17 protein-coding genes are annotated in these 23,343 nt (G+C 47.4%); 9 read left to right on the top strand and 8 right to left on the bottom strand.

The window, feature by feature from the left end; all coding sequences use genetic code 11:
- The first annotated feature begins 6 nt into the window (after nucleotides 1-6).
- Complete coding sequence (locus L1D44_RS02115; RefSeq protein ID WP_220768635.1) at nucleotides 7-336, top strand: hypothetical protein; 330 nt, start codon at nucleotides 7-9, stop codon at nucleotides 334-336.
- 58 nt (nucleotides 337-394) lie between these two features.
- Nucleotides 395-1,192 (top strand): ion transporter, encoded by a 798-nt coding sequence (locus L1D44_RS02110; protein ID WP_239888620.1) that lies wholly within the window; start codon nucleotides 395-397, stop codon nucleotides 1,190-1,192.
- A gap of 86 nt (nucleotides 1,193-1,278) precedes the next feature.
- On the opposite strand, the gene L1D44_RS02105 is transcribed toward L1D44_RS02110, so the two are convergent.
- The gene (locus L1D44_RS02105; protein ID WP_239888619.1) at nucleotides 1,279-2,766 is read right to left on the bottom strand and encodes a CYTH domain-containing protein; all 1,488 of its coding nucleotides are present in this window, start codon (nucleotides 2,764-2,766) and stop codon (nucleotides 1,279-1,281) included.
- 232 nt (nucleotides 2,767-2,998) lie between these two features.
- Here L1D44_RS02105 and L1D44_RS02100 point away from each other — a divergent pair, with 232 nt between their 5' ends.
- The 6 genes from L1D44_RS02100 to L1D44_RS02075 all read left to right on the top strand — a co-directional run bounded on the left by L1D44_RS02100 (nucleotide 2,999) and on the right by L1D44_RS02075 (nucleotide 14,040).
- A complete protein-coding gene (locus tag L1D44_RS02100) occupies nucleotides 2,999-3,679 on the top strand; it encodes a TIGR00153 family protein (protein ID WP_220768638.1) in 681 nt (226 codons plus the stop codon).
- Between the two features lie 25 nt (nucleotides 3,680-3,704).
- On the top strand, nucleotides 3,705-4,973 hold the full coding sequence (locus L1D44_RS02095) for an inorganic phosphate transporter (protein ID WP_239888618.1): 1,269 nt from the start codon (nucleotides 3,705-3,707) through the stop codon (nucleotides 4,971-4,973).
- Nucleotides 4,974-5,135: 162 nt separating this feature from the next.
- Complete coding sequence (locus L1D44_RS02090; protein WP_239888617.1) at nucleotides 5,136-5,711, top strand: TIGR04211 family SH3 domain-containing protein; 576 nt, start codon at nucleotides 5,136-5,138, stop codon at nucleotides 5,709-5,711.
- A 700-nt stretch (nucleotides 5,712-6,411) separates the two neighbouring features.
- Entirely contained in the window at nucleotides 6,412-9,606 is a 3,195-nt protein-coding gene (gene putA, locus L1D44_RS02085) for a bifunctional proline dehydrogenase/L-glutamate gamma-semialdehyde dehydrogenase PutA (protein WP_239888616.1), read from the top strand.
- A 372-nt stretch (nucleotides 9,607-9,978) separates the two neighbouring features.
- Entirely contained in the window at nucleotides 9,979-11,859 is a 1,881-nt protein-coding gene (locus L1D44_RS02080; protein ID WP_239888615.1) for a methyl-accepting chemotaxis protein, read from the top strand.
- Nucleotides 11,860-12,159: 300 nt separating this feature from the next.
- Nucleotides 12,160-14,040, top strand: coding sequence for a methyl-accepting chemotaxis protein (locus L1D44_RS02075; RefSeq protein WP_239888614.1), 1,881 nt, complete (start codon nucleotides 12,160-12,162; stop codon nucleotides 14,038-14,040).
- A gap of 100 nt (nucleotides 14,041-14,140) precedes the next feature.
- Here L1D44_RS02075 and cydC read toward each other — a convergent pair whose 3' ends face one another.
- The 4 genes from cydC to L1D44_RS02055 form a co-directional block, all read right to left on the bottom strand.
- Nucleotides 14,141-15,880, bottom strand: coding sequence for a cysteine/glutathione ABC transporter ATP-binding protein/permease CydC (gene cydC / locus L1D44_RS02070; protein ID WP_239888613.1), 1,740 nt, complete (start codon nucleotides 15,878-15,880; stop codon nucleotides 14,141-14,143).
- Nucleotides 15,880-17,739, bottom strand: coding sequence for a cysteine/glutathione ABC transporter permease/ATP-binding protein CydD (cydD, locus tag L1D44_RS02065; protein ID WP_239888612.1), 1,860 nt, complete (start codon nucleotides 17,737-17,739; stop codon nucleotides 15,880-15,882). The genes cydC and cydD overlap by 1 nt, the downstream gene beginning before the upstream one ends.
- 365 nt (nucleotides 17,740-18,104) lie before the next feature.
- Entirely contained in the window at nucleotides 18,105-18,452 is a 348-nt protein-coding gene (locus tag L1D44_RS02060) for a DUF3622 domain-containing protein (RefSeq protein ID WP_239888611.1), read from the bottom strand.
- A gap of 221 nt (nucleotides 18,453-18,673) precedes the next feature.
- Nucleotides 18,674-18,874: a DUF3565 domain-containing protein gene (locus L1D44_RS02055; RefSeq protein ID WP_239888610.1), complete on the bottom strand. Its 201-nt coding sequence runs from the start codon at nucleotides 18,872-18,874 to the stop codon at nucleotides 18,674-18,676.
- Nucleotides 18,875-19,268: 394 nt separating this feature from the next.
- Between L1D44_RS02055 and L1D44_RS02050 the strand changes: the two genes are divergently transcribed.
- Nucleotides 19,269-20,810, top strand: a complete 1,542-nt coding sequence (locus tag L1D44_RS02050; protein ID WP_239888609.1) for a DEAD/DEAH box helicase — start codon at nucleotides 19,269-19,271, stop codon at nucleotides 20,808-20,810.
- A 72-nt stretch (nucleotides 20,811-20,882) separates the two neighbouring features.
- Here L1D44_RS02050 and dbpA read toward each other — a convergent pair whose 3' ends face one another.
- The 3 genes from dbpA to L1D44_RS21835 all read right to left on the bottom strand — a co-directional run bounded on the left by dbpA (nucleotide 20,883) and on the right by L1D44_RS21835 (nucleotide 23,270).
- Nucleotides 20,883-22,292 carry an ATP-dependent RNA helicase DbpA gene (dbpA, locus tag L1D44_RS02045; protein WP_275660368.1) on the bottom strand — a complete coding sequence of 470 codons (1,410 nt, stop codon included), beginning with the start codon at nucleotides 22,290-22,292 and terminating at the stop codon, nucleotides 20,883-20,885.
- A 298-nt stretch (nucleotides 22,293-22,590) separates the two neighbouring features.
- A complete protein-coding gene (locus L1D44_RS21840; protein WP_345773622.1) occupies nucleotides 22,591-22,881 on the bottom strand; it encodes a DUF3313 family protein in 291 nt (96 codons plus the stop codon).
- Nucleotides 22,882-22,886: 5 nt separating this feature from the next.
- Nucleotides 22,887-23,270: a hypothetical protein gene (locus tag L1D44_RS21835; protein WP_345773621.1), complete on the bottom strand. Its 384-nt coding sequence runs from the start codon at nucleotides 23,268-23,270 to the stop codon at nucleotides 22,887-22,889.
- Nucleotides 23,271-23,343 lie beyond the last annotated feature (73 nt).

Here is a 23,343-nt window from a genome sequence, read left to right as displayed (position 1 = left end):
GTCCCCATGACCAAACAAAAAAATCCCTTACCCGCGCAGTGGCAACAAAACCAAAAAGCGGCCAAAGCGACTCAAATCGCCTTCGATCTGGATGAGAAATTCCAATATGCCATCCGTAAGGCAGCACTCGATGCTGGCGTGAGTCCATCGGATCAGATCAGGGAAATTCTCGGGTTAAGCGTGACTAAACGCCCTAAACGCCCCCGTCTTACCGTGTCATTGAGTCCGAGTGATTATGAGATTTTGGCGAAGAAATACAATCTATCAGCAGATCAACAACTTGAAATTAAAAAGCATGTGTTAGATGATTTAGTACAATTTAGTGCCGACAAATAAGCACAAAACATGGTGCCAGATGAACACGGACTGGCACCAATCAAGACGGATCTAAGCCATGGCAACAAAAAAGCGCTGGCTACTTCAGCCTGAAACGCCCCCCACTCCCGGTCAGCTAGCCATGATGCTGCTATCGCTGCTATCAGTGATTGTGGTACTGGTACTGACATTCGGTCGCGTCGATGGCGAAACGAAGCGACTATTGTTTATGATAGATTTCAGTATCTGTCTTATCTTCATGTCTAACTTCTTTTTCGAACTCTTTAAAGCCAGTGATAAAGTCGATTACTTAAAGAGTCATTGGATAGATTTTATCGCCAGTATCCCCGCTATCGAAGCACTACGTATGGCGCGTCTATTCCAAATTTTGCGAGTGATCCGCCTCATTCGTATGACCCGCTCATTGATCGTTCCCATGGTCAAGCAGCGCAGACAGGCAACGGTTGCTAGCCTGCTAGTCGCGCTAGTCATTATTTTAACCCTATCGTCTGTATTGGTGCTGATCGTGGAAAGCGGTGTAGAAGGGGCCAATATCGATACCGCCGAGAGTGCGATTTGGTGGGCCTTGGTCACCATCTCAACCGTAGGTTATGGTGATTATTACCCTGTCACCACCGCAGGTCATATCATAGGTGGCGTCGTCATCGTCTGTGGCGTGAGCTTTTTCGGTGTGATTTCAGGCTATATGGCATCGGTATTCGTCTCGCCAGACGAAGCAGAAAAACTCGATACCCATGCCGAAGAGATCCGCTCCGAGCTCAACACCAGTTTGCGACGCATGGAAGATAATCAGCAAAAACTGCTAGCGGAAATTGACGAGCTTAAGCAAGCCATACAAGACAAAAAGTCGGAGTAACCTATCGACTCGACCAACAAAAAGCCCACTCTTTATTGCTAATGCAAAAAAATGTGGGCTTTCTATTTAAGCGAATAGAACAGGGATTAACGCCAATAAGGCTCACTCTGCATCGCACTTCGGCGCGAGAACTCCATCGCCTGCACTAAGCTCTGCTCTTTATTTTCAAGCCAATCGCTGATATCCAAATAAGCCGTCTCGCTAATTGACTTTAGTTGGCGATAGGCTGCTAGCGTACGGATCCCCAGCGCCAGATCCTGCCATGGCGCTCTAAATTGATCCCGTGATTTTTCACTGTAGAGTCCACCATAGGCGACACCCACAAAAATACTGTCATCGAGTGCCTTAGCCACCGAAAGATAGTCGGAGCTACTCAACTCATTGTCGAGCGGCATCACGTCTAAAATTTTCTGCCAGGAGTTTTCCTGCATCTTATCGGCAAAGCTTCTCAGATCTAGCTCTTTGTCGATGATCACTTCACCATCATTTAACTGCATCAGCAGACTAACTAAGTGCACTTGTAATCGGCCATAACAGAGGTCGCCAAGTAACTGCTCAACTTGGCCAATAATATCCAACTGCTCAAGCTTAGCCGTTGCCACATCCACCAACGCCTGATGCATAGGTAGCTTTGCCACTAACGCGGCATTATTTTCAATGATGCTGTAGAGGCTTAGCCCCTCTTCAATAAAATTAAGTCGCTGCTCGATACTATCGAAGTCGGTTTGGAATGAATCTTCAAGCAGCTCAAACTGTTTCAGCGTGCTTTTAATTAAACGAATACAGGCACGTAAGCGGTAGCTCAGCGTTGGTAAGGACATCACTGACTGCTTGGGCGCTAACATCATCGCCTCTATGGTCTGCCAGCGATCGAGGCCGACTGCCAACAAATTAACTGCCACTTGTTTAAGACTCTGCCTTGGGTCTATTTCAATAAACTTAAGTGCTTCAATAGTTTCGACACTGGATTGGCCAGCTAATTGGTAGCCGCGTTGCGCTTTACTGGCCTTGCCCAAGCGTACCGGGATCTCTCGACTGACCAAGCCCGCTAAGGTCAATAACGCACTGGTATCGCCCGCTAGCAATTCAAACTCTAACTCACAGATAGGCTCGAAGCTGTCATCGACTCGGATCTCGCCAACATCTAAAGCGACCTCGACTAAGCTGTCATCAACAAAAATATGCCAGCTCTGACGTTCAAAATCGGTATTAAACAGACACTGGAGTTCAGACTGAACTTGATCGATATTTGACTCTGTAGGCCAAATTTCATTCGGGAATAAATTTAATTTCGGAAAATCTTGATCTATATCAACATTAAATTCGGGGCGGGAATGGATACCGCCTATAACTTGGCCAGCGGTCTTAATTGTTTGCTCTAAATGGTCATTAATGCCGCGGATCCGCAGACCCATGTCCCATTTTCGTAGAGTGAGGTTTGGAGTATCAAAGTAACTATTTGTTAGTTTCTCTACGCCCTTCCCATCACAACTGGGTAGGCTATCTAGCAGGTTTATAAGGTTTTTTTTATGGTTTTCATTAAAAAAAAGTTTCAGCTCTATTTCAGCTTCCATCGATCTACCGTTCACCTTGTCATTAAAAATTAATCAAACTGTCACTAAAGATACACAGTGTAATATTTCTGTAATAATATCGCCGTAGGATCCGCTTTGCAGTTAGGATATAACTAGCTAGAATAAAAAACTGTCAATTTAAATATAAAAACACAGTTTTCTTACGCGGCCGCTTGGGTTAACATGCGCCCGCTTTTTCCAATAGTGGAATAACCAAAATAGGTACACGGCAATGCCAGTAAACTCTATTTTAGGCGTGTTTGCAAAATCGCCAATTAAGCCTCTTCAAGAGCATATCGACAAAGTATACGACTGTGCGTCATTACTTGTCCCATTTTTTGAAGCTACTGTCGCAGGAGACTGGGACAAAGCCGTTCAATTACGTAAGCAAATTAGCTCTGCAGAGCAAGAAGCGGACTCACTAAAGCGTGAGATCCGTCTGACTCTGCCTGGCGGTCTGTTTATGCCTGTTGAGCGTACTGACTTACTGGAGCTATTAACCCAGCAAGATAAGATTGCTAACAAAGCAAAAGACATTTCCGGCCGTGTCATTGGCCGACAGTTAGAATTACCTCTAGCCATTCAAGAACCATTTATTGCCTATTTACAGCGCTGCATCGATGCAGTGTCTCTGTCTAAAGAAGCAATTAACGAACTCGATGACCTTTTAGAAACAGGTTTCAGAGGCCGTGAAGTGGATCTAGTGGCTAAAATGATTGGTGAACTCGACTCTATCGAAGAGGATACCGATGACTTACAGATTAAGATCCGTAGACAGCTTTACGCTATCGAATCTGAATTAAACCCTGTAGATGTAATGTTCCTCTACAAGATAATTGAGTGGGTTGGTGACTTGGCAGATCTTGCTGAACGAGTCGGTTCCCGCCTAGAGCTAATGTTAGCTCGCGTCTAATCGGAAAGGTTATCAAGGTAATAACATGGTTGATGTATTAGTCACCAATGGCCCGTGGCTTATTGGCATTGCGGCTGTATTTGGATTTTTAATGGCATGGGGTATTGGCGCGAACGACGTAGCTAATGCAATGGGAACCTCAGTAGGTTCTAATGCTATTACAATTAAACAAGCGATCATTATCGCTATGATCTTCGAGTTTGCTGGTGCATACCTAGCGGGTGGTGAAGTAACGAGTACGATCCGTAAAGGTATCATTGACTCAGCTTACTTCATCGACTCACCTGAACTACTCGTTTACGGTATGATTTCAGCCTTGCTTGCTGCTGGTATCTGGTTGATTGTTGCTTCTGCTTTAGGCTGGCCTGTATCGACCACTCACTCAATTGTTGGCGCCATCGTTGGTTTCGCCGCAGTGGGTGTGGGTAGTGATGCGGTAGCTTGGGGCAAAGTAGGTGGTATCGTAGGCTCTTGGGTCATCACTCCTGCAATATCTGGCTTTATCGCCTTTATGATATTCCAGAGCGTACAAAAGCTTATTTTCAACACTGACAACCCGTTAGAAAACGCTAAGCGTTATGTTCCTTTCTATATGGCGTTGGCTGGCTTCGTTATGTCGCTAGTGACTATCAAGAAAGGACTTAAGCACGTTGGCCTACATTTCACTAACGTTGAAGCGTATGCCCTAGCTGTTGTTCTAGCGATACTTGTAGGTATTGGCGGTATGATCGCCATTAAGCGCCTTAAGATGGACAGCCAGGCTGACCGTCAAACACAGTTTGGTAACGTTGAGAAAGTATTCGCTATCTTAATGGTTGTGACCGCATGTTGTATGGCATTCGCTCACGGTTCAAACGATGTTGCTAACGCGATTGGCCCTCTAGCAGCTGTTGTATCGGTTGTTGAAAGCGGCGGTCAGATTAACAACACTGCGCCTCTAGTCTGGTGGATTCTGCCTCTAGGTGCTGTGGGTATCGTTATGGGTCTTGCTATCTTTGGTCAACGCGTAATGCAAACCATCGGTAAGAACATTACTCACCTTACACCAAGCCGTGGTTTCGCTGCTGAGCTTGCAGCGGCATCAACCGTTGTTATCGCATCGGGTACAGGTCTACCAATCTCAACTACGCAAACACTTGTGGGTGCGGTACTAGGTGTGGGTATGGCTCGTGGTATTGCTGCGATTAACATCGGTGTGGTACGTAACATTGTGGTTTCTTGGGTTGTAACCCTTCCAGCGGGTGCTGGTCTTTCGATCATGTTCTTCTTCATGATTAAAGGTATTTTCAACTAAGGTTGAGCAACATCGGCTTTACAAGAATCACGTAATATTAAGGGAAGTTTGATAATTTTTGTATCAAACTTCCCTTTTGCGTTTTATCCCTCTTTTGCCACTTGCATTAACCCCTTTAAATCCCTAGCATGTGGGCTAAATTTCGTAGATGAGAATAGATTAGTGTTAAGACTTCTAATTATTGCGGGAATGATGCTACTTTCCCCCTCTTTGCTTGCCGCAAACCAAACGCGCTACATCTCAGATGATGTTTACATCTACCTTCATGGTGGGGCTGGGACGCAGTTCCGGATCTTGGGCAGCGTAGAAGCTGGTCAAGAGGTGACTTCACTTAATGAAACTCAAGGCGACTACAGCAAGATAATCGACCATAAGGGTCGTGAAGGCTGGATCCAGAGCAAGATGCTAAGCGCCAAACCAAGCCTTCGCGTACAGCTTCCAGCGATTCAAGCTGAACTAGAGCAGACTAAGGCCAAACTTGAAGCCGCCCTTGATAGCAGCGACAGCAATGCTCAAGAGCTTAGCCAAGTTAAGTCTCAACTTGCTGCGGCTCAAAAAGCCCTAGACAGTGCGACTAACGAACGCGATAGCGCCAAGGCAAAGCTTGCCAGCATGCAGAAGAACGAGCGTTTCGAGATGTGGAAACAAGGTGGCTATATTGCTGCCGGTGGTCTGATTTTAGGTATCATCTTAGTCTACTTGCCAAAGCCACAGCGTAAGCCTAAGAACCGCTGGTAATCGCTTATTTATAAGTAAGTAAACCACATTAAAAGCCTGTATTGAGTATATACAGGCTTTTTTATTGGCTGGACCTCATAAAGTAGCCTCACAATCGCTCATAAGCGCCTCATTTAACAAGCGGATGTTATTCGGCTTACGACCTTACTGATCCAATAAAGTCCTACACAAGCCTGTTTATAAGCTTTCGAGTACTCACTTTAACGACTAACTTAGCTTATCTCTCAATGGGCGTCTTTAAAACCTCATCCCCTCCCCAGCTCACCGCTCAGACTTTTGTAACTTACGCCAGCGACTAATCACAGGGCAAAGCATTGGCGTTCTCATAGCAAAAATTTTCAATGTAAGCTGCACTTATTAATATCATATTGGTTTATCAGGTAATTTTTTAGCGGTTGAAAGTAAAGTCCTGAACCTTATGAAAACCATCGGTAATAATTCAGTAAAACCGCATATAAAGCCGATGTGATTAAAACGCTGCACTTTTTTTAATCTTTCTCTAGGCCCTATAATACAAGGGCTAGCGCGCATTTCTTAAAATCAAAATCAAACGCAGATCACAATAAATATGACATTATTGTCACCCGTCACATTTTATGGTTATAATCGGCCGCGCGGAGGCCTTGAATTGTATACAAAAGAATAACAACAGAGGTTTTGTCGCGACACCTTATCCAAGCAATCAGCCCCAGCGGCTAAGATGGAAGCGATTACTATGTTCAAAGCGAGTGAAGTTCTAGCAGGTCACTATGACTCAGCTACCCTCGATGAGCTGTTTAAAGCCATCACCAATAACTACATTGTCGATGAAGATGAATATCTGTCGGAACTGATCAAACTTGTGCCATCTAGTGATGACGAGATCCAACGCGTTACTAAAAGAGCCCATGATTTGGTGGCGAAAGTTCGCCAATATGACAAGAAAGGCCTAATGGTGGGTATTGATGCCTTCTTGCAACAGTACAGCCTAGAAACGCAGGAAGGCATTATTTTGATGTGTCTTGCCGAGGCGTTATTGCGTATTCCAGATGCGGCTACCGCTGACGCGTTAATCGAAGATAAGCTATCGGGTGCTAAATGGGATGAACATTTAAGTAAGAGTGATTCACTGTTAGTGAACGCGTCAACATGGGGACTCATGCTAACGGGTAAAATCGTCAAGCTAGACCAAGCTGTTGACGGTAAGCCAAGCAACCTATTAAATCGCTTAGTCAACAAAATGGGCGAGCCCGTGATTCGTCAAGCCATGCTTGCTGCCATGAAGATCATGGGTAAGCAGTTTGTTCTTGGTACAAGCATAAAAGATGGCCTTAAAAACAGTGAGAACAATCGCAAACTTGGCTATAGCCACAGTTATGACATGCTTGGCGAAGCGGCGCTCACTAAAGCTGACGCCGACAAGTACTTCTCTGAATATTCATCAGCGATCGCGGCTCTTGGCGCACAAGATTACGATGAAACTCAGGCTCCTCGCCCCACTATCTCTATCAAGCTATCGGCGCTTCACCCAAGATACGAAGTGGCCAATGAAGATAGAGTCCTCAGCGAGCTATATGACACGCTGATCAAACTTATTGTCCAGGGGCGTAGCCTCAATGTCGGGATCTCCATCGATGCCGAAGAGATGGACAGACTCGAACTCCACCTCAAGCTGTTTAAAATGCTCTACAACTCAGATGCAGCTAAGGGCTGGGGACTGCTGGGGATCGTAGTTCAAACCTATGCCAAACGTGGTCTACCTGTACTTTGTTGGCTCACGCGTCTTGCAAAAGAGCAAGGTGATGAGATCCCGGTGCGACTGGTTAAAGGCGCGTATTGGGATAGTGAGCTTAAGTGGGCCCAGCAAAATGGTGAAGGAGGCTACTCGCTGTTTACTCGCAAAGCGGGCACAGACGTCTCTTATCTTGCTTCTGCGCGTTACCTACTGTCAGATGCAACGAGAGGTGCCATCTACCCACAGTTTGCAACCCATAATGCTCAATCCGTTGCGGTCATCATGGATATGGCAGGCGATCGTCTCTACGAATTCCAACGCCTACATGGCATGGGTCAAGAGCTGTACGATACACTGCTGGCCGAAAGTCCTACGACTCGGGTTCGTATCTATGCGCCGATCGGTGAACATAAAGAACTCTTGCCCTACCTAGTACGACGACTATTGGAAAATGGTGCTAACACCTCATTTGTTCATAAACTTGTCGATCCTAAGGTAGCAATCGAATCGCTCGTGGTTCACCCACTGACGACCTTGAAAAAGTACCAGACACTTTCAAATAACATGATCGTTCAGCCAGCCGATATCTTTGGCCCATCGCGCAAAAACTCCAAGGGACTCAATATGAACATCATCTCCGAATCTGAGCCATTCTTCGCCGCACTAGACAAGTTTAAAGACACCACATGGCATGCAGGTCCACTGGTTAACGGTGAGACCCTAGCTGGCGAAACCAAAGAGGTGGTGAGTCCATTCGACACCACACAAGTGGTAGGTAAAATTGCTTTTGCCAACAACCAAGCGGTTGAGCAAGCCCTTGCAAGCGCCAATGCCGCATTCCCAAGCTGGTGTTCCACACCGGTAGAAGTGCGTGCCAATGCACTACAAAAACTTGCGGACTTGCTAGAAGAAAACCGTGAAGAACTCATCGCGCTCTGTACCCGTGAAGCGGGTAAGAGTATTCAAGATGGTATCGATGAAGTCCGTGAAGCCGTGGATTTCTGCCGCTATTACGCGGTACAAGCGAAGAAAATGATGGCTAAGCCAGAACTGCTTCCTGGCCCGACGGGTGAGCTCAATGAGCTATTCTTACAGGGTCGCGGGATCTTTGTCTGCATCAGCCCTTGGAACTTCCCATTAGCTATCTTCTTAGGACAAGTGGCAGCGGCGCTAGCAGCTGGTAACACTGTAGTGGCAAAACCAGCCGAGCAAACATCGATCGTTGGTTACCGTGCGACTCAGCTCGCTCACGAAGCGGGAATTCCTAAGGAAGTACTACAGTTTCTTCCAGGCACAGGTGCTACTGTTGGCGCGGCAATTACTGCCGATGAGCGCATTGGTGGTGTTTGCTTTACGGGTTCAACAGGTACAGCCAAACTGATTAACCGCACACTGGCGATGCGTGAAGGGGCGATCATTCCGCTTATCGCTGAGACCGGTGGTCAAAATGCTATGGTGGTCGATTCGACATCACAACCAGAGCAAGTGGTTCACGATATCATTGACTCATCGTTCACCAGCGCTGGCCAGCGATGCTCGGCATTACGGGTACTCTTCCTGCAAGAAGATATTGCCGACCGCGTACTCGATGTGATGAAAGGCGCAATGGAAGAGCTAAGCATAGGTCATCCAGGCTTGGTCAAAACCGATGTGGGCCCGGTTATCGATGCCACAGCCAAAGCAAACCTCAATGCCCATATCGACCATATTAAGCAGGTCGGCACCTTACTCAATCAGCTAGAGTTACCAGAGGGCACCGAGAATGGTCACTTTGTGGCGCCAACGGCGGTAGAGATTGATTCGATCAAGGTGCTGGATAAAGAGCATTTCGGCCCGATCCTGCATGTGATCCGCTACAAGGCGTCTGAACTTGATAAAGTCATCGAAGAGATCAACTCAACGGGCTTTGGTTTGACCTTAGGTATTCACAGCCGTAACGAAGGTCACGCACTCAATCTCGCAAGCAGAGTGAATGTGGGTAACGTCTACATCAACCGTAACCAAATTGGTGCGGTTGTGGGTGTACAGCCATTCGGTGGTCAGGGACTATCGGGCACGGGGCCAAAGGCAGGCGGTCCACACTACCTGACTCGCTTCGTCACCGAAAAGACCCGCACCAACAACATCACCGCCATTGGTGGTAATGCAACCTTACTGTCACTCGGTGATAGCGAGGAGTAGCGCTAAACCTTCCCTGTACACCTAAGGTGTGCAGGGGAGTGAATTGACTAGAAAGCCGATTGTATTGCAGTCGGCTTTTATTTTAACGATGGTAGGCCTGCCATCATTATCACCGAAATCCTAATGCCGTACTGGATTGTTTTCATGTAAATTTTCCACCTCTTTGACACGCTACACACCTGCGTACACAAAACGCTTCTATCATTGTGTAATATTTGAGATAACTCTCCCATTTATCATGAATCTGATATACATACTTAAAACCTTTGCTTTATAATTCAGCCGTTTTTTAAACATGGGATTAATCTACACTTCCATGATCTTACTAGCCAAAATGGTTGCTTAACCTAAATTTTATTAGTGATAAATAAAATGAACCTTACGATAAAGCACAAAATTCAACTTGCCGTTTTAGTGACTATTCTTGCCATTAGTAGCACCTTGGCAACCCTGTCGACCCGCCAATTAATCCATGATACAGAACTGGCGATCTCAACACGCTTCGAGTTACAGGCCGAAGCTGTGAGTAATAATATCTTCAGTTGGCTAGAAGATAAGAAGCGCATCGTTAAGGCTAACAAATCTCGAATACAGCAAGGCTTAGACAGTGACAGAGAGTTATGGTTATCTGTCAATAGCGGCGGTTTCATCGATGTGTATGCTGGATTTGATACTGGCGATATCATCTCAGGTGATAAGAGCCAGCCTTGGCCAGACGATTATGATCCACGAACACGCCCTTGGTATAGCCAGGCTTACAGTGGCTCTGAGATGATCATCACGCCTCCCTATATCGATATCACAGGTGCCGCAGTAGTGACACTGGCCCAGCGTTTTAATGGCGCGATGAAGGGGGTTATCGCTGCCGATTTAAGTATCGGTTACATAACGGAGCAGATTAATAATCTGCAGATTGAGAATGCAGGCTTTGCCTTCCTGCTGGATGAAAACAATAAAGTTCTCGCATTTAGAGATACTAGCTTCGCGCAAAAAGATGCCAGCCGTCTCGCGCAAACATTAACGCCATCAAACATTGAGGCTATCCGCAACAATGGTGAGCTCAACACCATCGAATGGCGAGACGGCAATGAGAAACTGATCAGTTTAACTCACCTAAAGGGCACCAACTGGACACTGGGTTTAGTTGAGGATAAAAACCTTGCCTATCAAATGATTGAGAAGCAAGTCGTTAATAAGCTCATCGTGGTTGCAGTGCTTGCATTCATCATCTTGATGATTGCTTCTTTCATCGTGAACCAGATGTTCAAACCGCTGCAACAATTGACCAATGCAATTGAAACCCTATCTAAGGGCGATGGCGACCTGACTCAGCGCTTTGCTGCAAGTAAACAAGATGAAATTGGTCTGCTTGAAGGCCATATGAACCGTTTCCTTGAGAGCCTGCAACAGATGGTTAAGGCGATCTCCAGCGATACCGAACAACTCATCCAACAGATCCATGAGTCTTCGGCTATCGCATCTAAAGCCAGCGAAGGTGTGAATGGTCAGCATCAAGATGTGGATCAGATAGCCACCGCAATTCACGAGATGTCAGCCACTGCCAGTGAAGTCGCCAACCATGCGGAGATGACAGCCAATGCTGCGCAAGTATCGACTCAGGCTTGTGTTGAAGGTAACGAAGTTATCGTTAAGAGTAGCGACTCTATCGAGCTGCTTTCTGAACAGTTAGGCGATGCCTCTAAGGTGGTTTCAGCACTCGAAGAGAACGCTACCGAGATCAACCAGATCCTGTCAACGATTCAAGCTATTGCCGAACAAACGAACCTGCTGGCGCTTAACGCAGCGATCGAAGCGGCTCGAGCCGGTGAACAGGGCCGAGGTTTTGCCGTGGTAGCCGATGAAGTACGCGTATTGAGTCATCGAACCCAAGACTCGACCGAAGAGATCAGAGCCATGATCACCACCTTACAGCGAAACAGCCAACAGGCAGTATCTTCTATGGCATCGAGCACAGATATCGCCCATCAGAGCGTCGAATTCGCTAGCATGGCAAAACAGAGTCTAGAGCGTATCACCGACTCCATTACTGAGATCTCCGATATGTCGACCCAGATTGCTAGTGCAGCAGAAGAGCAACGTGCGGTGTCTGAAGATATCAGTCGTAACACTCAAGCGATTAGTGATACGTCTCATCAACTGTCGTCTCAAACCCAAGAGGTGAGTGACAATGCATTAGAGATGTTGCAGACCTCAAATGAACTAAGCGATCGCGTCTCACGCTTTAAGATCTAAATAGCCGATAACGCCTCTATAAGCCCTGTTTAATGCAGGGCTTTTATTATAAAACCGCCCCTTTAGTGACATTTCCAATCACATTTAAACGATAAAAGGTGCAGCTGACATAGTTGTTTCTGCGTTATGTAACCATTAGTAATTTTAGTATTAGTTATTAATAATTTGAGACAAATCTCTCAGTGATGAAACGATTCAAATGCTCAACTAATTATCATCCCCTATAATCCGCCCACTCTCAACAAGACCTTGCCGTACTGACAGCCTTTAGCCAATGATTTGTCGGTCAAAATTATTAAAATGAACCTTACAATTAAGCACAAGATCCAACTCGCCGTTTTAGTCGTCATAGTGACGATAACAGCGACACTCGCCCTTATTGCGACCAAGCAGCTAAACCAGCACACAGAAAATGCCATCACGACCCGCTTTGCACTGCAAGCCGATGCGGTCAGCAACAATATATTTAGTTGGTTAGCAGATAAGAAACGTATCATCACAGCCAATGAGACTCCGCTGCAAAACGGCCTAGATAATGCGAAAGAGCTAGAACTTAGCATTCAAGCAGGTGGCTTTATTAACCTGTATATGGGATTAGAAAACGGACAGGTGATCTCTGGCGACAAAGCCGTTGAGATCCCAGCCGATTTTGATGGTCGCACCCGTCCATGGTACCAAGCAGCCTACAACAGCCACGAGATCATCACCACCTTGCCTTATGTGGATATCTCCGGTGATACCGTCGTGACCTTAGCTAAACGCTTTAACGGTCAATTCTCTGGAGTGCTCGCGGCGGACCTAAGCATCGGCTATATCACCCAGCAGATCGATAGCCTCAATATCGCTAATGCCGGTTTTGCATTCTTGCTGGATGAAAATAATAAGATCTTGGCTTTTAGAGATAGGAGTTACACTCAGCAAGATGCGACTCGTTTAGCGGCAAGTTTAAATCCACAGACTATTCAGGCTCTGCGCAATAGCGGCAAGATCGCCACCATTGAATGGCAAGATCGCCAAGATAAACTAATCCGCTTAACTTCACTAAAAGGCACCAACTGGACCCTAGGCTTAGTCGAAGACAAAGCCCTCGCCTACGAAGCAATACAAGCGCAAATCATTCAATCGCTCATCGCGGTAACAGTATTAGCTTTAATCATTTTATTGCTCGCGTCTGTCTCGGTTAGCTATCTGTTTAAGCCACTTCAGCAACTCAGCCTAGCCATCGAAAAGCTTTCCCAGGGCGATGGTGACTTAACTCAACGTTTCCCTGCCGATAAGCAGGACGAAATTGGTCAGTTAGAGCGCCATATGAACAGCTTCCTCGCAAGTTTGCAGCAGATGGTGCAAGCCATCTCACAAGATACCGAACAGCTGATCAAACAGATCCATGACTCTGCAGATATCGCCACTAAAGCCAGTGATGGCGTCAATGGTCAGCATCAAGATGTGGATCAGATAGCCACCGCGATCCATGAGATGTCGGCAACCGCTAGCGAAGTCGCCAACCATGCAGAGATGACCGCCAATGCGGCACAGGTATCGACTCAAGCCTGCATTGAAGGCAATGAAGTCATCGTTAAGAGCAGCGACTCTATCGAGCTTTTGTCACAGCAACTTGGTGATGCCTCTAAGGTGGTTTCAGCCCTCGAAGAGAACGCCACCGAAATCAATCAGATCCTCTCGACGATTCAGGCGATTGCCGAGCAGACCAACCTGCTAGCCCTGAATGCTGCGATCGAGGCGGCGCGAGCGGGCGAGCAAGGCCGCGGTTTTGCTGTGGTTGCCGATGAAGTGCGCGTACTGAGTCACCGCACCCAAGACTCGACCGAAGAGATCCGCGCCATGATCACCGCCTTGCAGCAAAACAGCCAGCAAGCGGTCTCCTCGATGACATCGAGCACACAACTCGCCCATAACAGTGTCGAATTTGCCAACCAAGCCAAACATAGCCTAGAAAGCATCACCCAATCGATCACCGAGATCTCGGATATGGCGACCCAGATCGCCAGTGCGGCAGAGGAGCAGCGTGCGGTTTCAGAGGATATCAGCCGTAACACTCAAGCGATCAGCGATACCTCTCACCTACTGTCATCGCAAACCCAAGAGGTCAGCGATAACGCCCAAGAGATGCTGCAAACCTCAAGCGGATTAAGTGAGCGGGTTTCTCGTTTTAAAATCTAATACCAGCAGTACAAACCCAATTACCCATAAAAAAGCCCTGATTATTCAGGGCTTTTTCTTTGCACTCGATTTCGATAGCGGTCAATCTTTATCGATGATACTAGGCTAAACGCTCAAACAAGCTAGCATAATAGTCATCTGAGCTGAGTAACTGCCTATGACTTCCGCTGGTACGAATAGTACCTTGGTCCATTAAATGGATAGTATCCATCTTGTTCATGGCGGTGAGTCGGTGACTTATCATCAGCATCGTCTTACCCTCGGCGAACTCGAATAACAGACGCAGAATCTCACGTTCGGTGCGCTTATCTAAGCCTTCGGTTGGCTCATCAAGCAATAAGATTGGTGCATCACGTAATAAAGCCCTTGCGACACCGATACGGCGCTGCTCGCCACCAGAGAGCTGACGTCCACCCTCGCCTAGCCAAGTATCGAGCGGCTTTTCTCCCTGCAGTAAGCTGTCTAAGCCGACCTTTTGTAGCACGGCAATTAGCTTGTCATCATCCTTACGGGTCGCTCCCTCAATGGCCAAGGCCAAGTTGTCTCGCAAGCTACCGCTGAAAAGATAGATCCGCTGACTCACCACCGACATAGATTGGCGCAGTTGCTGCTCGGTATAATCGCCGACTTCATGATCATCGATGGTGATCTGACCGTTTGTCGGTAACCACTCTCGAGTCAATAGCGACAATAGGCTCGATTTACCACAGCCCGTTTGTCCAAGTAGGGCCACTTTCTGCCCGGACGGAATATGGAGATTGAGCCCACTGAGCACACTTTGATTTTTGGCATAACCAAAATCGATATCCTTAAAGGCGATATTGCCCGCGGTGACTGCTACGCTCTGCTCATTTGCAAAAGTGACACTTGGCGCTTGCTCGACCACCTCATTGAGTCTAGTCGCCGCCGAACTACAGGCCGATAGATGCTGGAAGGCACCTGCCAACGGCATCATCATCTCGATTGTTGCCATGGTTAAGAACACCACCATGGCAAGTCTTGGTCCTGGCGGCACCGCCGTACCCACGCCTGTCGCGGCTAAATACAGCATCAGCAGCACCGCAAAACCATGACACAAAATCAAGCAGGCTTGGCTTAGCGCCGTCACTCGGTTCATCACATTCTGGCTATTAATCATCACGCTTTGCGCCTGATTAAGCCTGTCTCTATAAGCCTTTTGCGCACCAAACAGCGTCAACTCGGCCTGACCCTGTAGGTATTCCAATAGCTGGACTCTTAACTGTCGTTTGGTCTCTAACTGGGCAATACCGGGTTTGCGACCAAGAAAGTAAAAGGTCGTTGGTAGCAATAGCCAGACGGCCAATAATACACTACATAAAGTGCGTGCTAATTCTGGATCAAAATGGCCAACGAAAAAGTATAGCGCCAGCATCATCAATAACGACGCAGCTAACGGCGTCATTAATCGCAGATACAGGTGATCTAAGGTATCAATATCGGCCACTAAGCGGTTAAGCAGGTCGCCTTGGCGCACCCCTTGCAGATTCTTGGCGCTCAGGGGAAGCAGCTTATTCCATACCCAGCAGCGAAGATCCGTCAATAAACTAAAGGTCGCTTCATGAGTAGCAAGGCGCTCACCATAGCGACTGGCGGTGCGCACTATCGATAAGAAACGCACCCCACCTGCTGGAGTAAAGTAGTTAAAGGTCTGCGCAGTTAATACCGTTAAGCCTGCGACTGCCGTTGCCGACAGGAACCAACCAGATAACGACAGTAAACCTATGCCAGCCATCAAGGTAGTCACGCTTAAAAACAGGCCAATAAACATCATAAAGCCTTGGCTTTTAAAGCGTTTAATATAAGGAAGTAGTGCTCGCATTATTTATCTCCCTCAGCTTGTGTTTGCTGCGCCGACGTTGCATCTTTAGCTTGAGTGTCGACGTTAAGGTCAGCTTCATTAGCTAGGTCAAGATCAAGGTCAAACTCACTAACGCTACTGGCTTCCTCCAACATCTGTTTAAAGCAACCGGGCTCAGACACGAGCTGCTCATACCTCCCCTGCTGCACAATAGCGCCCTTATCTATCACCAAGACGTTATCCATGACGCTCAGGTTCTCCAATCTATGGGTGACCATCACACAGGCCTTGCCCTGCATCGCGCTTGTTAAGGTGGTTTGTACCGCCTGCTCGCTCAAACTATCGAGGCTCGCTGTTGGCTCATCGAGAATGAATAGCTGCGACTGCTGGGCAAGTGCACGAGCCAGTGCTATTCGCTGAGCCTGCCCCACGGACAATCCCGCCGTTTGCTCTGCAATAGGGTAATCGAGTCCTTGAGGTTGCAGCTCAACAAAATCTAAGATCTGTGCCTGCTCTAACAACTTACAGATCGCCTCATCAGATAAGGTTCGCCCCATGGCAATGTTGTCTCGCAAGCTACCATGAAACAGCTGTGGCTCCTGCCCAAGCCATGCCAACTGCTTACGCCAATCCGCGAGCGATAACTCACTTAGCTCTGTACCAGCAATCTTAAGTTGCCCCTTGTAGGGTAGGAAACCCAACAGGGCGTTAAGCAAACTGGTTTTCCCCGCACCACTTGGGCCGACGATCGCCACATGCTCACCCGCTTTTACCTGGAAGCTAACCGGGCCTAGCAGCAAGCTGCCATCGAGGCTATAGACCATTAAATCCTTGGCCTCTATCTCTACAGCTCCGCTCACTTGCTTATCGCCGCCGTGTTGCTCGGTTGGGTGATCCAGCAGCGCCATCAACTCTTCTGCCGCACCAATTGCTTGGGCTTTGGCATGATAGTGGGTACCCATATCTCTAAGTGGCTGATAAAACTCGGGGGCTAAGATCAATACAAACAAACCAGTAAACAGGCTGATTGACACGCCGTAGTGACCAAAGTCCAGATGATGCAGGTAGCTAAAGCCAAAGTAGACCGCCAGTACCGCAATCGATACCGCAGCGAAAAACTCCAATACTGCGGAGCTTAAAAACGCCATCCGCAGTACGGCCATGGTGCGCTCTCGAAATTCTTCCGAGGCCTTGCGGATCACCCTAGCCTCTTTCTCGCCTTGATTGAATAACTTGAGGGTCGACAGGCCTTTTAGCCTATCCATAAAGTGGCCGCTTAAACGCGCCAGCGCACTGAAATTCTTGCGGTTAGCATCGGCGGCGCCCATACCAACTAAGATCATAAACATAGGAATAAGCGGTGCGGTCGCCAGCAGAATAAGGCCCGCCGCCCAGTTTATCGGGAATACCGCCACTAAAATAATCAAGGGAATGAAGCCCGCTAGCACCACCTGCGGCAGGTAACGAGCGTAGAAATCGTGTAGATCTTCCACCTGCTCCAGCACGATACTGGCCCAGCTTCCGGCGGGTTTGCCCTTGATGAAGGCGGGACCGAGTAGCGCTAATTTATCGAGTACTGCACCGCGCATCTGTATGCGCAGTCGTGCACCGGCCTGAAAGCTGGCTCGCTCTCGAGCGAAAGCCAAAATACCGCGCACTATGGTTAGTAGCAATAAAGCCCAGAAGTGATCGATAAAATCAGACTTGGGTAGCTCATCTATGATGATCCCTTGTAAAACGGTCGCGATGAGCCAGGCTTGGCACATCAAGCTGAGTCCGGTCAGCACACCGAAAAAAACCGACAGATTCAGATAGAAGCCACAGGCCTTTTTCTGCTGTTTAAGCCACTTTGTAAGCTTTTTCTCTACTGTTTTATCCATGTTCTTCCAGACTAACCACTGTGGGAGATGAGTCGATGCTTGGCATCTTTACTAATTGAACGAGTGAACCTTCATAAAGACTTTGATGTAAGGCTTAAGTTCAATAACTGTGAACGTAAAATACGAGAATGAATCTCAATCTTGGCTGAGTATCGCAGGCATTAATCGCAGAATAAAACGGGGTTGATATATTTGCTATCGGACTCACAAAAATTGAGCTAGATCAATAAAAGTGAGCTTATCGACAATAACTGAGCCTGAGCAACCCACATAAAAAAACCGCATCAAGCTAGGCTTAATGCGGTTTAGTCTTTGATTTAGACGAGGCTAAATCAGCTCAGTCTCAAATGACGTTGAAAAATAAATTAACGATCTGAATCAGACTCGTAATCTAGGTTATCTTCATCGAAACCGTAATCAGAACCTTTAGGTTCGCGAGCATCGCGCCATGCATCGGCAGCTAGCTCTTTAGCTTCAGCCGCTTCGTTACGCTCTTCACGTGCCTTAGCCTTACGTTCGTTACGCTTAATTAAGTTCTCTAAGAATGACTTAAGCTCAGTCTCGCCCCAAGCCTGCGCTTCTGCTTCAGTGGCAAAACCTTTCTTGCTCTTAGAAACCACGATCTTACGTGCCGTTTGACGACGAGTGATCTGAGCGGTCCAAGTTGCGCCATCTGCAACTACGCGAAAATCATACTTCTTAGTTTGTGTCATGTTACTTTTATCCTAACAATAATTCTAATACTTGAGCTAAGCAGGCTATGCACTATAAAAGGCGCCCCTTAACAGGAGAGCCAATTCGAGATAGTTATAGCTAAGCTCAATCAATACGCAAGACCAACAACCTAAGTATCACTCTCGCGTTCATAATTCTGTTTATCAACCAGGCTGGCAATGATCACCTTTCATTGCCACGAGGTTTATACTGATTGGTATCATTCCATTTCCGAGTCTAATTCACACAGCTTACAATTGAGCTTATAACCCAGCATGGCATTTCTGCCTTCTCGATGAGTCACCCAGTCTCGCCGCTCCCAAGGAGGACGATGGCGAACATGCTGAGTATGGCCGCAAGACAAATTGGCAACCCAATGATCTTCATCGTCTTGATGATAACTCACGATAGGTTGCAGCATGACAAACCGCCGAATTAGGTATAATCCTTACCTAGATTTTGCTGGTAAAAATCGGTAGATGAACTTTCAGGGGCGCGAGATTAACACATGCAGCCCAGATACAACATCTTTTAATCGCCCAAAAATCACACAATCGATGTTTTTTTTCAAAATTAGCCCATTTAGGTGAGAAACGCGTATCGATACGCCCAATAACACAAGCCTAATTAACTGCCATACTCAATAGATGAAGTCAGTTATGGGATAACTTGATTATTTAGCCACTGATTGTTTAATAATTAGCGCTTTTTAAGCAGATCCTGTAAGCTGCACGGCCGCCAGCATCCGCAGGCCCCCTTAAACCGCTGCCAGTCGCACTTTAACGCCTATTTCGCAGCCGAAATGAGACCTATCTATGAGTTTTGCCTCTCTGGGCCTATCAGCCCAAATTTTGAAAGCCGTTGCCAACAAAGGTTATGACACTCCGTCCCCTATTCAAGCGCAAGCAATTCCAGCCGTACTTGAAGGTAAAGACGTGATGGCCGCCGCGCAGACTGGTACAGGCAAAACAGCAGGCTTTACCCTGCCACTGCTAGAGCTACTTTCAAAAGGCACTAAGGCACCGGCAAAACAGGTGCGTGCATTGGTACTGACACCGACTCGTGAACTCGCGGCTCAGGTAGGTGAAAGCGTTGAAGTTTATGGTAAGCAACTGCCACTTAAGTCAGCCGTAGTGTTTGGTGGCGTTGGTATTGGTCCGCAGATCTCTAAGTTGAGTCGTGGCGTCGATATCCTTGTCGCGACCCCAGGCCGTTTACTGGACCTCTATAACCAGCGCGCACTGAGCTTTAGCCAGCTTGAAGTATTAGTGCTAGATGAAGCCGACCGTATGCTAGATATGGGTTTCATTCATGACATCAAAAAAATCTTAGCGATTTTGCCTGCGAAGCGTCAGAACCTAATGTTCTCAGCGACTTTCTCAGATGAAATCCGCCAACTCGCTAAGGGCCTAGTTAACAACCCTGTTGAGATCTCTGTTACACCACGTAACGCAACCGCTAACACGGTAAAGCAGTGGATCTGTCCAGTCGATAAGGGCCAAAAGGCCGCGGTCTTGGTAAAACTTATCAAGCAGAATAACTGGAAGCAGGTATTAGTATTTAGCCGCACTAAGCACGGCGCGAACCGTCTGGCTAAAAACCTAGAAGCCAAAGATATTACTGCGGCTGCTATTCATGGTAACAAGAGCCAAGGGGCAAGAACCAAAGCCCTAGCCGACTTTAAGAGCGGCGCGATTCGCGTGCTTGTGGCAACCGATATTGCCGCACGTGGTTTGGATATCGACCAGCTACCTCAAGTGGTTAACTTCGATCTGCCAAATGTACCTGAAGATTACGTGCATCGCATCGGTCGAACAGGTCGTGCAGGCGCATCTGGCCATGCGGTTTCACTTGTGAGCGATGAAGAGGCAAAGCTGCTTCGCGATATCGAGCTACTGATCAAGCAGAACCTAGAGCGTCGTGTGATTGAAGGCTACGAGCCAACCCATCGCCTACCAGAAACGGACCTAACGGCTAAGTCTCACGGCCAGAACAAAGGTCCGCGTAATGCGGGTAATCAGGGTCGTGGCAATGGTCGCTCACGTAGTCCTAATAAAGGCGCTAACTCGGGTGGTGCTAGCAACAAGTCACCAAACCCACGCCGCCAAGGTCATGGTGAAAACAGCGCTGCTAAAGTCGAGCACAAAGATGGTCAACGTAGCGGCGAAATGGCTCGTGGCCACCAGCCAAATGCCAATGCACAACCAAGTAAGCCTAGACGGCCGCGTAGACCAAACGCGAATAACAATGCATCGGGCAATAATGCTTCAGGCAACAATGGTAAGCCATCGGGTCAACGTCGCCCTAACGCGAATAGAAGTAGCAATGGCAACCGCAGTGCCAATAAGCCAAGCTAAGCTTAAGACAGTTATAAAAACACAAAAAAACAGCGCCTAAGCGCTGTTTTTTTATATCGGAAGGAAATGCGTTTAGCGCAATTCCCAAGCTCGATATGAACGACCTTTTAGTTTGCCGTTAACAATTTTATTCAGTGCCTTCTTGGCCACTTTACGGTTAACAGCCACATAAGAACGCATATCGGTGATCTTAATCTTACCGACTTCGCTACCTTCGATACCATTGTCACCAGTTAAGGCACCAAGAATGTCGCCAGGGCGCAGCTTCTGCTTCTTACCACCGTCAATTTGCAAGGTGGTCATCACAGGCTGCACAGGGAAGGTGTCTAGAAGGTTCTCTGGCGGCAATGCTTCGTTAACAATATCGCGCTCTAAGTAATCTTCCAGTAGTGCAATCTTATAACCGTCTTCATGGTTATAGAAAGTATGTGCCGACCCCTTACTGCCCGCACGGCCTGTACGACCAATACGGTGAATATGCACTTCGGTGTCGTATGCGACATGGTAGTTGATCACCGCATCGAGAGCGTCGATATCAAGGCCACGAGCCGCGACATCGGTTGCCACCATGATTGACACACTCTTGTTGGCAAACTGCAGCAGAGTCTGATCTCTATCACGCTGCTCTAAGTCACCGTGTAAAGAAACAACGCTAAAGCCGTCATTCTTCAGCTGCGCCGCGACATCTTTAGTCTCACGCTTGGTATTACAAAATACTACTGCGCTCTCTGGGCGGTACTGCAGTAGCAATAACTTGAGCGCACGCATGCGATCGTTGTTATTACCCACTTCATAAAAATGCTGTTCGATGGTGTTTGTTGCGTGAGTCGAAGCCACTTTCACCATCACAGGTTTGAACATGATCTTGTCGGCAATCGACTGGATCTGCTCAGGAAAAGTCGCGCTAAATAGTAGCGTCTGACGCTCAATTGGCATGCGCTCCATGATGCCTTCAAGTTCCACTTGAAAGCCCATCTCTAGCATACGGTCGGCTTCATCAAGCACTAATGTATGTACGTTTTCTAGATCTAAGCGGCCGCGATCTAAGTGATCAATAATACGGCCTGGCGTACCCACAATAATATGAGCACCGTGTTCTAGGGAGCCAATCTGCGGCCCCATAGGCACACCACCACAAAGGGTCAACACCTTAATGTTGTGAATGCCACGAGCTAGGGTACGGATCTCTTTCGCGACCTGATCGGCAAGCTCACGGGTGGGGCATAACACTAAAGATTGAATGCGAAAACGCTTAACGTCTAACTTGTGCAATAAGCCCAAACCGAACGCAGCAGTCTTACCCGAACCGGTTTTACCTTGGCCAATCACGTCTTCGCCATTTAGGATCGCAGGCAAGCTTTGTGCTTGGATAGGAGTCATCGACTCATAACCCATAGTCTTTAGGTTATCGAGTAACTCAGTCTTAAGGTTAAGACTTGAAAACGGCGCTTGGCCATCGGTATTGGGGACTGTTTGAGTCAAAGTATCTTTCCTAAGTATTCACTGCTCATTAGGGCGGTTTTCCCTCTAAGACTCGATACCTTACTCAGGCTCATCAAATCGCGCTTTGCAGTGATAATATCATGGTGACAAGGCTCCAAAATGCTAGGAGCAAAGTTGTCGTTTTCTATCGCTTTAAATTATAGCGCGCTATTGTAGCAGTAATTGCTCTAGTTGCAGCATATCCAATGGATAATAACCGCTAAATATCACTCCCAGTGACAAATCTACTCACCTCAACACATTTGGCTTACCTGCCCTGCTCCTCAAAAGCGATGAGTTACAAATGCTCATTGCGCAAGGTTTTGCCAAGGCGCTCTACCCACCAATCTATGGCATCCTTTGCATCATCGGTTGAGTCGATCATAGTGCTTAAATCTTTACTGCCCGCTTTCCTGTCTATCACAGCAACGATAGGTTGAGCAGTCTTGGCATCGCTAATCATCAACTCTATGGTCGCGCTGCCCACATTGGTATGCTCACCCGTCACGACCTTTGAAATACTGGAAATGCCTAGCCCGACGGGTAGTATGCTGCTGGTCACCGCTAAGATCGGATTCGGTGTTTCGATATTAGTCAGGGCAACACTGACCCTGAGGGTGTTGTCATCTGGCCTGTGACTAATTCAAAGCGTTGACTGGCTTTGTCTTTAATCTTACTCACCAGATATTGCGACACTTGAATAATCTCTTGCTCGTCGAGGTTATCGTAGCGAGTTTTATCATCAAGCACTAACCAAGCTTGATCGACGATAACCTTGTCATATTCATCGAGAATTTGCCTAAGATCCTGAAGGCTTTTGATTCTAGGTTGCGCCCAGATCAGATCGCTGCCGCCATCTGGCCCGGGGCGAAAGTCATCGAAGGAACTAAACATCTGCGATTTTTTATAATCATGAATCGCTTCGCAGCCCATTAATAGAAGGCTCGCTCCAAGCACACACCAACGTATCACCGTCATTACCTTTACCTATGTTCGCTAATACCAACATTTTGTTGGCCTACAAAGGAACTAGTTTACACGAGTCAAGATA

This window comes from Shewanella sp. Isolate13, assembly GCF_022398325.1.
GTDB lineage: Bacteria > Pseudomonadota > Gammaproteobacteria > Enterobacterales > Shewanellaceae > Shewanella.
This window is presented reverse-complemented; position numbering and strand designations above follow the sequence as displayed.

Excerpts from the sequence above, each read along its gene's own strand:
- L1D44_RS02115 (WP_220768635.1), top strand. The coding sequence starts at position 7 with ATGACCAAACAAAAAAATCCCTTACCCGCGCAGTGGCAACAAAACCAA.
- L1D44_RS02110 (WP_239888620.1), top strand. The coding sequence starts at position 395 with ATGGCAACAAAAAAGCGCTGGCTACTTCAGCCTGAAACGCCCCCCACT.
- L1D44_RS02105 (WP_239888619.1), bottom strand. The coding sequence starts at position 2,766 with ATGGAAGCTGAAATAGAGCTGAAACTTTTTTTTAATGAAAACCATAAA.
- L1D44_RS02100 (WP_220768638.1), top strand. The coding sequence starts at position 2,999 with ATGCCAGTAAACTCTATTTTAGGCGTGTTTGCAAAATCGCCAATTAAG.
- L1D44_RS02095 (WP_239888618.1), top strand. The coding sequence starts at position 3,705 with ATGGTTGATGTATTAGTCACCAATGGCCCGTGGCTTATTGGCATTGCG.
- putA (WP_239888616.1), top strand. The coding sequence starts at position 6,412 with ATGGAAGCGATTACTATGTTCAAAGCGAGTGAAGTTCTAGCAGGTCAC.
- L1D44_RS02080 (WP_239888615.1), top strand. The coding sequence starts at position 9,979 with ATGAACCTTACGATAAAGCACAAAATTCAACTTGCCGTTTTAGTGACT.
- L1D44_RS02075 (WP_239888614.1), top strand. The coding sequence starts at position 12,160 with ATGAACCTTACAATTAAGCACAAGATCCAACTCGCCGTTTTAGTCGTC.
- cydC (WP_239888613.1), bottom strand. The coding sequence starts at position 15,880 with ATGCGAGCACTACTTCCTTATATTAAACGCTTTAAAAGCCAAGGCTTT.
- cydD (WP_239888612.1), bottom strand. The coding sequence starts at position 17,739 with ATGGATAAAACAGTAGAGAAAAAGCTTACAAAGTGGCTTAAACAGCAG.
- L1D44_RS02060 (WP_239888611.1), bottom strand. The coding sequence starts at position 18,452 with ATGACACAAACTAAGAAGTATGATTTTCGCGTAGTTGCAGATGGCGCA.
- L1D44_RS02055 (WP_239888610.1), bottom strand. The coding sequence starts at position 18,874 with ATGCTGCAACCTATCGTGAGTTATCATCAAGACGATGAAGATCATTGG.
- L1D44_RS02050 (WP_239888609.1), top strand. The coding sequence starts at position 19,269 with ATGAGTTTTGCCTCTCTGGGCCTATCAGCCCAAATTTTGAAAGCCGTT.
- L1D44_RS21835 (WP_345773621.1), bottom strand. The coding sequence starts at position 23,270 with ATGACGGTGATACGTTGGTGTGTGCTTGGAGCGAGCCTTCTATTAATG.